The sequence below is a fragment of the Pseudomonas sp. YA1 genome (assembly GCF_058680555.1).
Genome location: NZ_JBZWBG010000009.1, coordinates 1 through 15,415, shown reverse-complemented (window position 1 = coordinate 15,415; position 15,415 = coordinate 1). Strand labels below are relative to the sequence as shown.

The window sequence follows — 15,415 nt, the reverse complement described above, 5'->3', positions numbered from 1 at the left end:
CCGCTCAGGCGAGCAGGCCGAGGGCCTTGGCCCGCGCCACCGCCTGGGTCCGGCGGGCCACCCCGAGCTTGCCGTTGATCCGCCGGGCGTGGGTCTTCACCGTGTGCAGGGAAATGAACAGTTGCTCGCCGATCTCCTGGTTGGAGCAGCCCTGGGCGATCAGGCCGAGCACCGCCAGTTCCCGGCAACTGAGCGGACTGAGCCCCTCCTCTTCTTCCCCCGGCAGGGCGGCGAACAGTTGCGGCTGGCGATCCCGCAGTCGCCGCTGCGGCAGTTGCAGGCCCAGCCGCTCCGCCAGTTCCAGGCCGCTGCGCAGGGTTTGCTGGGCCTGGGGCAATTGTCCGGAGAGGAACTGGCACTCGGCGATACCCATGCGCACTTCGCAGAGCAGCGTCTGCCGCCCCTGCGCCTCGAGAATGGCGAGCAGCCCGCGCAGCCGCGCTTCGGCGGCGGCAGCCTCACCGCTGTAGAGTTCGGCCAGCGCCAATTGGTGCTCTACCCGCGCTTCCAGCTCCGGTTCGGAGGGCGGCGACAGGCGCGCCCGTCCCGGCTGGAAGTAGGCGCGGACCCGCAGCAGGATCTCCCGCGCCTGCGCCGGCCGTCCCTGCTGCAGGGTCAGGGCGGAGCTGACCAGCAGTAGCGCGCCGCGATACAGCGGATCGGGGACATGGCGCTGCTGCATCAGCCGCTCGACCTCCAGCAGGCGGTTGAACGCCGCGTCCAGGTCGCCCTGCCCGGCTTCCAGCAAGGCCAGTCCCAGGTAGCCGTAGAGCGCCCAGGGATCGAGATTCTCCCGTGCCTGCTCCAGCCCCAGCCGATACCAGTGCCCGGCCTCGACCTCGCGGCCCTGCTGCAGGCACAGGCGCGCGCGGCGCAGGGCGATCCGGCCGAGCATCGGGCTGCCCTGCTGGCCGAGGTCCTCCAGGTAGCGCTGGGCGCGATCGAGGACGCCTTCCGCGCGCAGCAGTTCGCCGCGCTGCTCCAGCCACTGCGCCCGCTCCAGTTCGATCAACGCCTCGAAGATCAGGCTGTCGTGCTCGCGCGCCAGGCGCAAGGCATCGCGGCCGATCAACCGCGCCTGGTCCATCCGCCCCTCGATCATCGCCAGTTGCATCAGCGCCGAGCGGCAGATCAGTCCCTGCGACCAGGCATCCTCCGGCAGTTGCTCCAGCGCCTCGCGCAGGTAGTCGGCGGCGCCGCGCTCGCCGCGGCAGTGCAGGAGGATCCCGAACAAGCCCTGCCATTGCGCCAGCAGCACCCGCTGGCGGGACGCCGAGGGCATCGGCAGGAAGCGCGCCAACTGGCCGATGCAGTCCTCGGCTTCGGCCAGGCGTCCGGCGTAGAGCAGCGTCCAGGCATTCAGGATCACCAGGCGCGGCGTGCTGGCCAGCAGCGCCGCCGGCAGTTCGTCGCGCAGGGCCAGGACCATGCCGATGTTGTGGCCGTGCAGCAATTGCTCCTCGGTGAGCTTCTGCAACAATCCGGCGGCGGTTTCCGGTTCGTCGGCGGCCAGCGCCTGGTCGACCGCCTCGCGGGTCTCGCCGTGTTCGGCGAACCATTCGCAGGCTTCCCGGTGGAAGTCCCGCTGCGGGCGCTGCGGCGCTTCGCGCCAGGCCTCGCGGATCGCCGGCGGCAGGCTGTAGCGCTGGTTCGTATCGGCCAGCAGGGGGAAGCCCCGCGCCAACAGGTCGTCCAGCCCGTGGGGCAGTTCCTCGAACAGCCGGCGGAACAGCTCCGGACCGACTTGTGGCAGCCAGGCCAGGGCACGCGCGGCGTCGGCCAGCGGCGGCGGCAGCTCGTCGAGCAACTCGTGCTGGAGGTATTCCTGCAACAACGGTCCGGCCGTCTCTTCGCCGACCAGCAGGCGCAAGCGCAACGCGGCGCACCAACCGCCGCTGCGTTCCAGCAGTGCCCCGGCCGTAGCGGCATCGGCGCTGCGCCCGTGCAGGCGGAGCAGTTCGGCGACCTCGTCGGCATCGAACGCCAGCAGGCCGCCGTCGACCTCCAGCAACTCCCCTTCCAGCAGCAACCGCGCCAGGTTGCACTGCGGCCGCCGCCGGCTCGCCAGCCACCAGCCCACCCGTGGCGAGGCCGCGCTCAGCAGGCGATCGAGGCAGGCGTCGAGGGCGGGGTCGGGGTGCCGTGGGTAATCGTCGAGCAGCAGCCACAGCGCGGAAGCGTTACGCAGCCGCCGGCACAGCTGCGCTTCGTCGCTGTCCTCGGGCAAGCCGAGGGCGCCGGCCAGGCGGCGGCGGAAGGTCGCGGGGTCCAGCGCTTCCCCGCCCAGCGCCAGCCAGACCACCTGCACGCCAGGCGGCGCCCGCCGCGCGCATTCTCCGAGGAGGACGGTCTTGCCGCTGCCGGCGGGCGCGCAGAGCAGTCGCAGGCGGCATTCGCCGCGCAGCAGCGGCTGGTGCAAACGGGGCCGCGGCAGGTGCTGCGGCGGCAGCCGCGGCAAGGCGGCGGGCAGCTCGGTCGGCTCGGTCATGGCAGTGCTCTTGTTCTGTCGAAGCGCCTTGCCGGGAGCCTAGACCGCGCCTGCCCCGCTGCTGAACGATGATTGCGCCGGGTGATGGGCCGTCATAACGAACGAGCGCGTCGGCACAAGCCGACACGCTCGTCGCGACTGGCCGGGACTCAGCGTACCCCGGCGTTGCGCAGGGCGGCCGGGGTGTAGTCGGCGGACGAGGCCTTGAAGCCGAACTCGTAGCCGCGCTTCTCCTCGTTGTTCATGCCCAGCGCCAGGTAGCGACCGGCGATCACGTCGTAGAGCGCCTCCAGGGTGTAGCCGGCGACCTTCTGGTCGTAGTGGTATTGCGCGTGGCCCTCGCCGACCCGCCAGAGCTGGCCGCGACCGTCGTAGTGGTCGACCAGGGCGATCTGCCAGCTGTCCTCGTCGATGTACATGTGGCGCTTGGCGTAGATGTGCCGCTCACCCGGCTTCACCGTGCCGACCACTTCCCACACCCGGTGCAGCTCGTAGCGGGTCAGGTCCTGGTTGATGTGCCCGGCCTTGATGATGTCGCCGTACTTCAGGGTCGGGTCGTTGAGCTTGTAGGCGTTGTAGGGGATGTACATCTCGCGCTTGCCGACCAGCTTCCAGTCGTAGCGGTCCGGGGCGCCGGAGAACATGTCGAAGTTATCCGAGGTGCGCAGGCCGTCGGCGGCGGTGCCCGGGCCATCGTAGGCCACCTGCGGGGCGCGCCGCACGCGGCGCTGGCCGGCGTTGTAGACCCAGGCCAGGCGCGGCTCCTTGACCTGGTCGAGGGTCTCGTGGACCAGCAGCACGTTGCCCGCCAGGCGCGCCGGCGCGGTCACCTGCTGCTTGAAGAAGGTGAGGATGTTGGCCGCCTTGCTCTGGTCGAGGTCAGGCATGTTCTGCGGGAACGCCACCGACTCCTCGAAGCGGATCGGCGTGAAGCTGCCGTTGGTCTGCGGGGTGGCCTGGACGATGATGCGCTTGAGGTTGCCGCCGCGGTAGCGGGTGATGTGGTTCCAGAGCACTTCGACACCGTTCTTCGGGATCGGGAAGGCGTAGTAGCGGCTCTTCTCGAAATTCGACAGGCCGTTGCCGTCGTTGATCGGCTGCACGTTCAGCGCGCTCTGCTTGACCGCCTCGTCGATCTCGGCCGGCAGGGCCACCGTGCGATGGGTCTTGTACACCGGGATCCGATAGGTCTCCGGGTAGCGCTTGAACATCGCCAACTGGCCGTCGGAGAGCTTGTCCTTGTATTGCTCGACGTTCTGCGCGGTGATGGTGAACAGCGGCTTCTCGTCGGCAAAGGGATCGGAAAGGAAGCCCTTGCCGTCGACCTTGCCGGCGCTGGCCGCGAGGCCGCCGGTCCAGGCCGGGATGCTGCCGTCGGCGTTGCCTTCCTTCTGCGCGCCGATGGGGGTCAGGCTGCTGCCGAGCTTGGCGGCCTCGTCGGGCGAAACCGCCGCCGTCACCGAACCGGCCAGCAGGCTGAGGGCCAGCGCCCCGGAGGACAGGAGTCGTGCTGTTTTCATGCGTCGTTATCCTTGTTCGTATCCGCGAAAGCGGCCGCCCCGAGGGGCGGCGGACCTCAGAAGTTCACCCCGAAGCTCACCGCGAGGAAGTCGCGGTCGTTGATCGGGTTGTAGTTGCCGCCGAAGAAGTCGGTGTAGCTGATGCTGGCGGTATAGGTGTTCTGGTAGTCGGCATCGAGGCCGACGCTGACGGCCTTGGCGCCCTCGCTGAAGTTCGGCCCGTAGCCCTCGACGTCGTGCGACCAGGCCAGGTTCGGCTTCAGGTTGACCCCGGCGAACACGTTGGGATATTCGAGGATCCCGCGCAGGCGGTAGCCCCACGAGTTGCGGGTGTAGAAGCCGTGGCTGTTGCACTCCTGCGGGTTGGCCACGTTGAGCGCGCCGGTGCACAAGGCGTTGTTCGGCAGTTCGCCGATGCCGTAGATGGCGTCGCGGCCGTAGCGCAGGTCGTCGCCGTCGACCCCGCTGAGGTGGTTGTAGCCGACTTCGCCGACCACGGTCAGGCGGTCGGCCGCCAGTACCCGGTCGAAGAACTGGGTGACGGTCACCTGTGCCTGGGTCACCGGCTTGCGCACGTAGCCGTTGATCACCTCGCCGGCGCGCGGGGTGGCGAAGCCGCTGTCGTAGATCGGGTTGCCGAACAGGGTGGTCGGGTAGATCGCGGCGATCGACATGTCGGTGCTGTTGATTTGTAGCGGCATGTTCGGCCGGTAGCTCAGCTCGCCGGCCACCGAGGTGCTGCCGATGTTGGTCTGGAAGCTCAGGCCGTAGAGGCGGATGTCCTCGGGATAGTCGATGAAGTAATAGCCGGTGGAGCGCCCGGTGACCGGGTCGGAGGTGGCCAGGCCGTTGCCGGCGATCACGCTGTAGTACGGGTTGCGACTGTGGTAGTTCATCGCGTACAGGCCGAACTCGGTGTCGTTCAGCTCCGCCGCGTACCAGCGCAGGGCCAGGCCCCACTGGCCGCTGTCGCGGGCATCGCGATCGCCGGCGCGCGGCAGGTAGCGGTAGCCGTTGGCCGGGTTCGGGTCGAAGTCGCTGCCGGCGTAGACCATCCGCTCGCAGCCATCGGCGACCACGTCGGTGGTGGAGAAGAAGGTGCCGCAGTTGTCGATCACCGTCTGGTCCCATTCCAGTTGGTAGAAGCCTTCGACGGTCAGCGCGTCGCTGATGCCCTGGGACAGGTAGAGCATGTTCACCGGGATCAGGCCTTCCTTGATCTCCGCGCCGGGCCGGCGGAACGCGGCGACGTCCATCGGGTTGATGCTGTTGATCGAGTTCTGGATGAACGTGCTCTCGCCCCAGCTCACCACCTGCTTGCCGACCCGCACGCTGCCGGGCAGGTCGCCGATGCTGTAGTTGTGGTAGAGGAAGGCATCGAGCAGCTGCGCCCCGGAGGACTTGGCGCCCTCCTTGCGGTTGTGGTCGTCGATGTCGTAGAGCAGGCGGTGTTCGTCCTTCAGCTCGAAGTCGTACCAGTACTTGCCACGGAAGAACGCGCCGGTGTCGCCGTACTTGAGTTCGAGATCGTGGATGCCCTTGAAGATCTTCGAGAAGGTTTCGCCCTTCTTGAAGTTGAGCCGGCCGTCGTCGGAGGTCTGCGACGAGGCGTGGCCGCCGTTGCGGGTGCCGATGTAGTCCTTGTCGGCGGAACGCATGGACCAGCTGGCCCCCACCGACAGCGACGAGTCGAATTGCCCTTCGATCTCCCCGATGTTGAATGACACGGCCGAGGCCTGGGTGGCGCAACCCAGGGCTGTGGCCGCAGCGAGTGCGTGCAGAGGGAAGATTCCGCGCCTTTTTGTTGTTGTCATGCGGCTCTCCTGACAGGGTCGAGGTGGCTACACCCTACCCAGCGGCCCGAACGGCGGTAAGCGCACCAAGGAGGTATTCCGGCTGTCGCCCGAAAGAGTGAACAGGGGCCCTGGAAAGCGCCTCGGCGAACGCCATATGCAGGATGGATACGCCGTCATCCAGTGCATGGATGACGGCGCGGCACTGTTCCGCCGGCGGCGGCGATGGCATCCTTCGCTGCATGCAGCCCGAACAGACCATTCCCGCCGACCGCGACCTCGCCGACGCCACCCGCGAGACGGTCATGCGCTACCACCTCAGTTGGAAGCACCGCGACATCGACGCGGTGATGGCGCTCTATCATCCCGAGGTCGAATACAACGACTTCTTCCAGAACCGCCGGATGCGCCTGGCCGATCTTCGCGAGTACGTCGAGGCGACCATGCCCAAGGGCCCCGACGAGTCGCTGGAGCACACCGACCGTATCCGCTTCGACGGCGATACCGCCTTCATCCAGTACCGCCTGCGGGTGACCCTCAGCGGCCGCCTGGCTTCGTTCCGCGCCAGCGAGGCGATCACCGTGCGCGACGGCCTGATCTGGCGCATCAACGAATACGCCTCGCTGGTCCACGAAAGCGGCGGCGGAGCCCAGGCCGGCGGCGACGGCCGGCCGCCGGCCAGCCGCCTGGGGCTTTCGGCCAAGCAGCTGAGCCTGCTGGCGCGCGACCTGGAGCACTACTTCCAACAGGCCCAGCCCTATCTCGATCCGGACCTGGACCTGACCCAGGTGGCCAATGCCACCGGCTATACGCGCAACCAGATTTCCTACCTGCTCAACCAGGTGCTCGGCCTGAGCTTCTACCAGTACGTCAACCAGACCCGCCTGCAACACCTGCTCGGCCAGCTTTCCGGCGAGCTGCCCGGACGGGTCGACGAACTGGCCTTCGCCGCCGGCTTCAATTCGCTGTCGGCCTTCTACCGCTGCTTCCGCCAGCACACCGGCCAGTCTCCGCGCGAATACCTGAAGCGCCTGTCGTCGCGCCGCTGAGATTTCCCAGCGGACCCGCGCGCACGACAGGCGCACGGCATCTTCCTACTCTCGCCGCATTCCCCCTTCCCTCTCGCGATGGAGCCCTCTATGTCGGCCTGGCGCTACCTCAGCCTGTGGATGAATCAACTGGACGATCCGCTCGAAGCGCGCCCGTCCCTGGAAGAATCCCTCGAGGTCGACGTGGCCATCGTCGGCGCCGGCTACACCGGCCTCTGGACCGCCTATTACCTGAAGCGCCGGGCGCCGCAGTTGCGCGTCGCCATCGTCGAGGCGGAAACCGCCGGCTTCGGCGCCTCGGGGCGCAACGGCGGCTGGCTGATGGGCAACCTGCTCGGCGAGGACGGCCTGCTCGCCGGCTTGCCGCCGGAACGGCGCCGGGCCGGCTACGACCTGCTGCACGGGATTCCCGACGAGGTCGCGCGGGTGCTGCAAGAGGAAGGCATCGACTGCGACTACCGCAAGGGCGGCGTGCTCTACTGCGCGGCGCGCTACCCGGAACAGGAACGCCGCCTGCGCGCCTATCTGCATGATCTCTATGCCGAAGGCCTGGACGAAAGCGACTACCGCTGGCTGACGCCGCAGGAACTCGACCAGCAGTTGCGCATCCCCGGCAGCTACGGGGCGATCCATTCGCCGCACTGCGCCACCATCCAGCCGGCCAGGCTCGCGCGCGGCCTGGCCCGCGCGGTGGAGCGCCTGGGCGTGCGGCTGTTCGAGAAGAGCCGGGTGCTGCACTGGCAACGCGGCCTGCTGCGCACCGAGCGCGGCGAACTGCGCGCCGAATGGATCGTGCCGGCGGTGGAAGGCTATGCCGCCAGCCTGCCGCCACTGGGCCACTACCAGTTGCCGGTGCAGAGTCTGCTGGTGGCCACCGAGCCGCTGCCGTCGTCGGTCTGGGCGGAGATCGGCCTGGAGCGCGGCCAGGCCTTCAGCGAATTCAGCCGCCAGGTCACCTACGGCCAGCGCACCGCCGACGACCGCCTGGCCTTCGGCGCGCGGGGCGGCTACCGCTTCGGCGGCAAGCTGCGCAACGACTTCAGCCTCGACGACGAGGAAGTCGGCCTGCGTCGCTACCTGTTCGGCGAACTCTTCCCGCTGCTCAAGGACGCCAGGATCAGCCACACCTGGGGCGGCAACCTCGGCATGGCCCGGCGCTTCCGCCCGCACATGCTGCTCGACCGCGCCAGTGGCATCGCCCTCTCCGGCGGCTACGGCGGCGAAGGGGTCGGCGCCAGCAACCTCGGCGGCCGCACCCTGGCCGCGCTGATCCTCGGCGAGGACAGCGAGCTGCTGCGGCAGCCCTGGGTGCTGGGCGAGCGTCCACTGGACAGCCTGGCCCGCTGGGAACCGGAACCCTGCCGCTGGCTCGGCTACAACGCGATCATCCGCAGTTTCGTCCATGAGGACCGGGTCCTTGCCGATCCGCACAGCGCGCCCTGGCGCCGCAGCCTGGCGCAAACCCTCGCGGCCGGCATGGAAAGCCTGATGCGCTGAGAATCCCCTCCACCTCCCACAGAGGAAAAACCGCATGGCCCTGACCCTTCTGAAAAATACCGCCGGCGCCGATCTTGGCGCCGCCAGCCCGGTCGCGGTGCCGCTTGGCGAGCCGGTCGCGCAGACCCGCGCCTACGCCGTGGAGCGCACCGACCAGGTGGAAACCGGCATCTGGGAATGCACCCCCGGACGCTGGCGGCGGCAGATCGTCGAGCAGGAGTTCTGCCACTTCCTGCAAGGCCGCTGCACCTTCACCCCGGACGGCGGCGAGACCATCCGCATCGAGGCCGGCGATGCCCTGCTGCTGCCGGAGAACAGTCTCGGCGTGTGGGATGTGCAGGAAACCGTGCGCAAGAGCTACGTGATCATCCACCGCTAGCCCACGCGGCGCGACGGCGTCACTCGAAGCGCCCGTGGCGCCCCTCGCCGTCCTTGAAGCGCTGCGCGCCCTCCAGGGTCTCGCCGCTCTCGATCACCGCCAGCCCGCCCTGGAATTCGTTGGCCAGGGCCACGTCGAAGGACAGTTCCCACTGCGCGTATACGCTGGCGCGGTCGGCGAGCATGCAGGTCTGCGGGAAGGCGGCGAGTTCCGCCGCCAGCTCCTCGGCCTCGGCTCGCGCCGAACCGCTCGGCACCACCCGGTTGGCCAGGCCGATCTGCAACGCTTCGTCGGCCTTCACCGGACGCCCGGTGAGGATCAGGTCGAGCGCCCGGCCCTGCCCGACGATCCGCGGCAGGCGCACGCTGCCGCCATCGATCAGCGGCACCCCGAAACGCCGGCAGAACACTCCGCAGATGGCGTCCTCGGCCATCACCCGCAGGTCGGCGAGCAGCGCCAGCTCCAGCCCGCCGGCCACCGCATAGCCTTCGATGGCGGCGATCAGCGGCTTGCCGAGCTGCATGCGGCTCGGCCCCATCGGTCCGTCGCCCTCCGCCTCCAGGCGATTGCGCCGCTCGCCATCCTCGGCCACCGCCGCCAGGTCGGCGCCGGCGCAGAAATTGCCGCCGCTGCCGGTGAGTACCGCGACCCGCGCCGTATCGTCCGCTTCGAACTCGCGCAGGGCGTCGGCCAGGGCCTGGGCGGTCGGCCGGTCCACCGCATTGCGCCGCTCCGGGCGAGCGATGACCAGGGTGGTGACCGGGCCGTTGCGTTCGACGATGACACTCATGACAGACTCCCTGCGGAAAAAGCGAAAAAAGACACCGGCCGGATGGCAGAAGACCGGCGTCAGCCGGTCTTCACCTTAGTCCTTTTCCCGCGGCCGCGCCGCATCCGCCGGGCGTCTCAGAGCGCGTGCTTCTGCAGGTTGGCCATCATTTCACGGAGCGCCTCGACGTTGTCCGCCGGGTGCGCGGCGTTCTCGAAGTCGCAGATCTGCTGCCAGTGCGCGGCCACGTCCTCGGCGTCGAAGCCGGCCTTCGGATCGAAGCCGAAGCCCAGGCTGCGCTCCCAGCGCACCTTGCCGATCCAGCCACCGCCGACCTCATAGAGCCCCGAGGTATCCTCGCAGGCCGAACTGCCGAGGTAGACCACCAGCGGGCTGACCAGCTCCGGCTTGAGCTGCTCGAAGACCTGCGGCGGGATCAGCCCCTCGGTCATCCGCGTACCGCCGGTGGGGGCGATGGCGTTGACCAGGATATTGTTCTTGCGCCCTTCCAGGGCCAGGGTGCGGGTCAGGCCGTAGAGGCCGAGCTTGGCCATGCCGTAGTTGCTCTGGCCGAAGTTGCCGTAGATGCCCGAGGTCGAGGAGGTGAACACCACCCGCCCGTAGGCCTGCTCGCGCAAGTGCGGCCAGGCGGCGCGAGTGACCTTGTAGGCGCCTTCGACATGCACCTGGTAGACCAGGTCCCAGTCGGCGTCCTCCATCTTGTGGAAGGTCTTGTCACGCAGGATGCCGGCATTGTTGACCACCACGTCGACGCGGCCGAAGGCGTCCAGCGCGTTCTCCACGATCCTGCCGCCGTCCGTGACCGAGTCGTGGTTGGCCACCGCGGTGCCGCCGGCGGCTCGGATTTCCGCCACCACCTTGTCCGCCGCCGAGGCACTGGCGCCTTCGCCATGGGTGCTGCCGCCGAGGTCGTTGACCACCACCCTGGCGCCATGCTTCGCGAACAGCAGGGCGTGGGCGCGGCCAAGGCCGCCGCCGGCTCCGGTGACGATCACGACTTGGTCGTCGAAACGCAGGGCATCGCTCATGTTCGGGACTCCAGGGCAGTAGGAAGGATTGCCCGAGTGTCGGCCAGCCCGCCGGCGGGGACAAGGCTTCGCGCCGCCATGAATGGCGCCCGATAAGGCAGCGGGATGTTCCGCTTCAGTCGAACGGAATGTACAGCCGGCCACGCGGGCCGAGCTTGAACAGCCACCAGTCGTAGTTGTGCCGGACCACCACCAGCAGCAGGCTGCCGAGCAACGCGAAGCCGGCGCCGACGGCGTACCAGCGACTGCCGTCCTGCCAGCACAGATAGCCGAGCCCGAGCGCCAGCAGCAGGCCGAGTTCGGCGAGGACCATCCCGGACTGGCGGATGAACGGCTGCGCCTGCACCATCTGGCGGAACAACCAGGAGCCCTCGTCGAACACGCGCAAGGGAGAAACGGGATCGTGCATGGAGACCTCCATGGGTGACGATACGCCTCGTCCAGCGAGGCGCCAGCACCCTAGCCCCGATCCTTGCGCGATGGCACTTGCTGCAATCTCAAACTCGCTTAAGAAAACTCTGAATCATCCAGTCGGGCGCGAAACGCCAGGTAATGTTCGAGCACCGCCGCCGGCGCTTCGATCTGCGGATAGTGGCCGATGCCATCGAGCAGCACGCAGTCGGCATCGGCGACCAGTTGCCGGTAGCGCTCGACCATGTGCGCCCCGGAAATCGGGTCGACGGCGCCGTCAATCACCCGCAACGGCACCCCGCCGTGCTGCAACGCCGCCACCCAGCGCTCACGCTGCTCGCGGCGGTCGACGATGTAGCGGATCAGGCGATGCATCACCCGCTGCCCCTGGTTGCTTTCGATCAGGCTCCAGAAGGCATCCAGCTCGGTCTCGCCGGGCTGGCTGCGCGGGCCGAAGACCTTGGCGAAGTTGCGCGCCAGGGCGCGGCGGTCGAACAGCCGGCCGAACAGCCCGCCCAACGGGCTCAGCAACAGCTTCTGGCTGAGCACCGGGCGGTGCGTTTCCGGGAACAGTCCACCATTGAGGAACACGCAGGAGGCGAGCCGCAGCCGGCCTTCGTGATGGCGGGCGAGCAGTTCCTGGGCGACGCTGTCGCCGTAGTCGTGGGCCAGCACGTGCAGCGGCTCGTCGATTCCCAGGCGGCCGAGCAGCGCCTGTTGCAGGTCGGCCTGCTCCAGCAGGCTGTAGCGATGGGCGCGCGGCTTGGCCGAATCGCCGAAGCCGAGCAGGTCGCAGACCAGCACGCGGTAGCGCTGCGCCAGCGGCTCCCAGAGGTAGTGCCAGTCCCAGGCGGCGCTGGGAAAACCGTGGATCAGCAGCAACGGCCGACCCTGCCCGGCTTCCCAGTAGCGGATCGGGAAGCCCTTGAAATCCAGAGTGCGGCCGCGCCTCCGCCAGGCCTCCAGGGGAATGCCGGGCAGCGCCGCGGTCACTGGCGGTAGCCCGGGTTCTGCTGGTCGAGCTTGCGCAGCAGCGCCGGCCAGGCGAGCTGGCCGCCCATGCCGGTCTTGCTGCGCATCACCCCGGCGATCATGTCGCGCGCGCCGGCGAGGATCTGCCCCGGGATGTGGATCAGCTCGGCGCCGCCGCTCTGCGCCATCACCTGTACCTCGCAGGCGCGTTGCAGGGTGAACATCATGAGGAAGGTATCGGCGATGGACCCGCCGCAGGTGAGCAGGCCGTGGTTGGGCAGGATCAGGAAGTTGCTGGTCCCCAGGTCAGCCTGCAGGCGGGCCTTTTCCTCATGGTTCAGGGCGACGCCCTCGTAGGCGTGGTAGGACAGGCTGGAGAGCACGAACAACGATTGCTGCGACAGCGGCAACAGGCCCTGCTTCTGGCAGGACACCGCGATCCCCGCGGCGGTATGGGTGTGCAGCACGCACTCGACGTCGTGGCGGACCTCGTGCACCGCGCTATGGATGGTGTAGCCGGCCGGGTTGATCTCGTAGGGGCTGTCCATCAGCTTCTTGCCGCTGGCATCCACCTTCACCAGGCTGGAGGCGGTGATCTCGTGGAACATCAGGCCGAACGGGTTGATCAGGAAGTCCTCGGTGCCCGGCACCTTGGCCGAGATGTGGGTGAAGATCAGGTCGTCCCAACCGTGCAGGGCGACCAGCCGGTAGCAGGCAGCGAGATCGACGCGGGTCTGCCATTCGGCGGCGGAGACCTGGGCTTGCACATCGGCGGGCAGGGAGTGAACGGCGGTCACGGCGGCATCCTCTTTTGTCGTTATCGGATGCCCGCAGTCTAGCCCCGCCCCCCTCCGGCGACTGTCGCCGGGCTTACACTCGCGCGCCGGCTGAATGGCGGAGGATTCAGCCGGCCTATGCGCGCAGGCTACAGGCAGTGGGCGACCAGAGGCGCGACCAGCAGGTTGAACAGCCCGGTGAGAACCATCAGCAGACCGGCCGCCGAACCTTCCTCGCCGCCAAACTCGTAGGCCCGACTGGTGCCGGCGCCGTGCGCGCCGACGCCGAACAGCGCGCCGCGGGCCAGCGGCGTGCGCAAGCGCAGGACGCGCAGCAGGGTGCCGCCGATCACCGCGCCGAACACCCCGGTGATCATCACGAAGGCGGCGGTCAGTTCCGGCACGCCACCCAGGTCGTGGGACATCTCCATGGCGAACGGCGTGGTGATCGAGCGCGGCAGCAACGACAGCGTGACCTGGCCGTCCAGCGCCAGGGCCTGGGCCAGCGCCCAGGAGCTGCCGATGGCCACTGCGGTGCCGGCGAACATCCCGACCAGCAGCGCCGGCCAGTGGCGCATCAGCAGCTCGCGCTGCTGCCAGATCGGGATGGCGAAGGCCACCGTCGCCGGACCAAGCAGCGCCACCAGCCAATTGGTGTCGCGGGCGTAGTCGGCGTAGCGGGTATGGGTGGGAATCGCCAGGGCATAGAGCAGCACCGGGACGAACACGATGGGCGACAGCCAGTACCACTTCACCCGGCGGTACAGCTGGCGGCTCAGCAGGTAGCCGCCGACGGTCGCCGCCAACCAGAACAGGGCTTGCTTATCGAGACTCATGGCGCGCCCTCCAGCGGCACATCCACTCCACCGACACCGCGGTGACCAGCATCACCAGCAGGGTGCTGAGCATGATCACCAGGAGGATGCGCCAGCCCTCGCTGCGTAGCAGCGCGCCGTAGTCGAGCAGGCTCATCAGCGCCGGGATGAAGAACAGCAACATCTCCGCCAGCAACAGGCCGGCGCCGGCCTGCAGCCAGGCCGGACGCAGCAGGCCGCTGGCGAACAGCAGCAACAGCGCCGCCAGGCCGACCACCCCGCCCGGCAGCGGCAGGCCGATGGCCTTCGCCAGCCAGCCGCCGGCCCACCAGAAGGCGATGAGTACCGCCAGTTCGGCGGCAAGGCGGGACAGACGGCGGACGAGCGGGGGCAACATGGGAAAGGCCTTGGCTGGGAAATCGGGGATGGAGAAAGGATAAGGCCCGGCCTATCATCCCCAAAGCGAATTGTCCGCATGAGAGCCATTCCAGAATGGAATTCCGTCAACTCCGCAGCTTCGTCGAAGTGGTCCGCCAGGGCAGCTTCACCCAGGCGGCGCAGGTCCGCCACGCCAGCCAGTCGACCATCAGCAAGCAGGTCGCCCAGTTGGAGCAGAGCCTCGGCGTGCAGGTATTGGAACGCAACGGGCCGCACGTGCGCCTGACCGACGCCGGCGCCGTGGTGTTTCGCCGCGCCGAGGAGATGCTGCGGCTGCGCCGCGACCTGCTCAGCGAACTGGACGATCTCAGCCAGCTCAACCGCGGCGAACTGCGCCTGGGCCTGCCGTTGCTCGGTGCCGACGCGCTGTTCGCCCAACGCTTCGCCGAATACCGGCGGCGCTATCCGAACATCGCCGTGCACCTGGTGGAAGGCGGCAGCAAGACCATGGAGCAGGCGGTGCTGGCCGGCGAACTGGAACTGGCCGGCAGCCTCACCCCGGCGGACGACGGCTTCGACTACCAGCCGTTCTGCAACGAACCGCTGGACGTGCTGCTGCCGGCCGGGCATCCCAAGGCCGCTGCCGCCAGCGTCGCCCTCGGCGAACTGGCGGACAGCCCGTTCCTGCTCTACCAGCAGAGCTTCACCCTCAACGACCGCCTGCTGCGCGCCTGCCTGGAGGCCGGCTTCAGCCCGCGCGAAGGCGGCCGCAGCGGCCAGGCCGACTTCCTCGGCGCGCTGGTGGCGGCCAACCAGGGGGTGGTGCTGCTACCACGGGCGATCGCTCGCGAGATCGAACGCCCAGGAGTGGTGCGGGTCCTGCTCAGGGAGCCGGACCTGCGCTGGGACATCGCCTTCATCTGGCGCCGGGGCGGCTACCTGTCGCGGGCGGCGCAGGCCTGGCTGGAGCTGCTGCGCGAGCAGCCGCTGGAGGAAAGCCCGGCGTAGGACGAATAACCACCAGCTCGGCAGAGGCTACGGCGGATAACGCCTGGAGGCGTTATTCGCCCTACCGCTTGTCCCCTCCCCGTGTAGGGCGAATAACCGCTACGCGGTTATCCGCCACCTCGGCAGACGTTTCGGCGGATAACGCCTGGGGCGTTATTCGTATATGGACTCCTCCCGGTTTGCCAGTGTTTGTCTTGATTTCAAACCTGTGTACGACTGCATCCGTATATCCGGCTTCATGGAGTGGTGTTGCAACTCCCGAGCCCTGATGAAATGCGCGCCTACATGCCTGATCGCCCTAACGGCTTTGCTTCACTGCAGCAGGGAGCCCACGTATAAACCAGGTTTCATGCAGGCCGGTTCGACCGGTTCGTCATCATTGTCATTCACTGAGCAATCGTGGTGGATGTTTCAACTACGGTGTGGCAGGAACGCTCAACCGGGCCGGTAGCATGTCTCCCGGCTGAGTAAGGCCCAAAGGATCCGGGCATTCTTGTTGGCCAGGGCAACG

Annotated in this window: 15 protein-coding genes; 4 read left to right on the top strand and 11 right to left on the bottom strand. The window is 68.3% G+C overall.

What is annotated here, in order from left to right; translation table 11 throughout:
* Nucleotides 1–4: 4 nt before the first annotated feature.
* The 3 genes from AC4OR5_RS14090 to AC4OR5_RS14080 form a co-directional block, all read right to left on the bottom strand.
* On the bottom strand, nt 5–2,488 hold the full coding sequence (locus tag AC4OR5_RS14090) for a LuxR C-terminal-related transcriptional regulator (RefSeq protein ID WP_012613810.1): 2,484 nt from the start codon (nt 2,486–2,488) through the stop codon (nt 5–7).
* 149 nt (nt 2,489–2,637) lie between these two features.
* Nucleotides 2,638–4,008 (bottom strand): DUF1329 domain-containing protein, encoded by a 1,371-nt coding sequence (locus AC4OR5_RS14085; RefSeq protein WP_003091862.1) that lies wholly within the window; start codon nt 4,006–4,008, stop codon nt 2,638–2,640.
* Nucleotides 4,009–4,064: 56 nt separating this feature from the next.
* A complete protein-coding gene (locus tag AC4OR5_RS14080) occupies nt 4,065–5,822 on the bottom strand; it encodes a DUF1302 domain-containing protein (protein ID WP_003102337.1) in 1,758 nt (585 codons plus the stop codon).
* A 284-nt stretch (nt 5,823–6,106) separates the two neighbouring features.
* On the opposite strand from AC4OR5_RS14080, the gene AC4OR5_RS14075 reads away from it, so the two are divergent.
* The 3 genes from AC4OR5_RS14075 (at nt 6,107) to AC4OR5_RS14065 (ending at nt 8,726) form a co-directional block, all read left to right on the top strand.
* Nucleotides 6,107–6,850: an AraC family transcriptional regulator gene (locus AC4OR5_RS14075; RefSeq protein WP_003119583.1), complete on the top strand. Its 744-nt coding sequence runs from the start codon at nt 6,107–6,109 to the stop codon at nt 6,848–6,850.
* Between the two features lie 90 nt (nt 6,851–6,940).
* Nucleotides 6,941–8,347: an NAD(P)/FAD-dependent oxidoreductase gene (locus AC4OR5_RS14070; protein ID WP_058160062.1), complete on the top strand. Its 1,407-nt coding sequence runs from the start codon at nt 6,941–6,943 to the stop codon at nt 8,345–8,347.
* Between the two features lie 34 nt (nt 8,348–8,381).
* Nucleotides 8,382–8,726, top strand: coding sequence for a cupin domain-containing protein (locus tag AC4OR5_RS14065; protein ID WP_003091873.1), 345 nt, complete (start codon nt 8,382–8,384; stop codon nt 8,724–8,726).
* 19 nt (nt 8,727–8,745) lie between these two features.
* Here the strand turns inward: AC4OR5_RS14065 and AC4OR5_RS14060 are convergent, their stop codons facing one another.
* From AC4OR5_RS14060 to AC4OR5_RS14030, 7 genes are all read right to left on the bottom strand, one after another.
* Nucleotides 8,746–9,516 (bottom strand): crotonase/enoyl-CoA hydratase family protein, encoded by a 771-nt coding sequence (locus AC4OR5_RS14060; protein WP_003091874.1) that lies wholly within the window; start codon nt 9,514–9,516, stop codon nt 8,746–8,748.
* Nucleotides 9,517–9,632: 116 nt separating this feature from the next.
* Complete coding sequence (locus tag AC4OR5_RS14055) at nt 9,633–10,544, bottom strand: SDR family oxidoreductase (protein ID WP_003111019.1); 912 nt, start codon at nt 10,542–10,544, stop codon at nt 9,633–9,635.
* 115 nt (nt 10,545–10,659) lie between these two features.
* A complete protein-coding gene (locus AC4OR5_RS14050; protein ID WP_058160063.1) occupies nt 10,660–10,953 on the bottom strand; it encodes a hypothetical protein in 294 nt (97 codons plus the stop codon).
* Between the two features lie 98 nt (nt 10,954–11,051).
* Entirely contained in the window at nt 11,052–11,948 is an 897-nt protein-coding gene (locus tag AC4OR5_RS14045; RefSeq protein WP_003102328.1) for an alpha/beta fold hydrolase, read from the bottom strand.
* Entirely contained in the window at nt 11,945–12,724 is a 780-nt protein-coding gene (locus AC4OR5_RS14040; protein WP_003091880.1) for a class II aldolase/adducin family protein, read from the bottom strand. Before AC4OR5_RS14040 ends, AC4OR5_RS14045 begins: the two co-directional genes overlap by 4 nt.
* A gap of 128 nt (nt 12,725–12,852) precedes the next feature.
* Nucleotides 12,853–13,539 (bottom strand): LrgB family protein, encoded by a 687-nt coding sequence (locus tag AC4OR5_RS14035; protein WP_058160064.1) that lies wholly within the window; start codon nt 13,537–13,539, stop codon nt 12,853–12,855.
* Nucleotides 13,526–13,915, bottom strand: coding sequence for a CidA/LrgA family protein (locus tag AC4OR5_RS14030; RefSeq protein ID WP_003091885.1), 390 nt, complete (start codon nt 13,913–13,915; stop codon nt 13,526–13,528). The genes AC4OR5_RS14035 and AC4OR5_RS14030 overlap by 14 nt, the downstream gene beginning before the upstream one ends.
* 95 nt (nt 13,916–14,010) lie before the next feature.
* Between AC4OR5_RS14030 and AC4OR5_RS14025 the strand changes: the two genes are divergently transcribed.
* Nucleotides 14,011–14,904, top strand: a complete 894-nt coding sequence (locus AC4OR5_RS14025; RefSeq protein ID WP_003143374.1) for a LysR family transcriptional regulator — start codon at nt 14,011–14,013, stop codon at nt 14,902–14,904.
* A gap of 435 nt (nt 14,905–15,339) precedes the next feature.
* On the opposite strand, the gene AC4OR5_RS14020 is transcribed toward AC4OR5_RS14025, so the two are convergent.
* A partial coding sequence (locus AC4OR5_RS14020; RefSeq protein WP_242451281.1) for a hypothetical protein occupies nt 15,340–15,415 on the bottom strand: 76 nt, incomplete at its 5' end.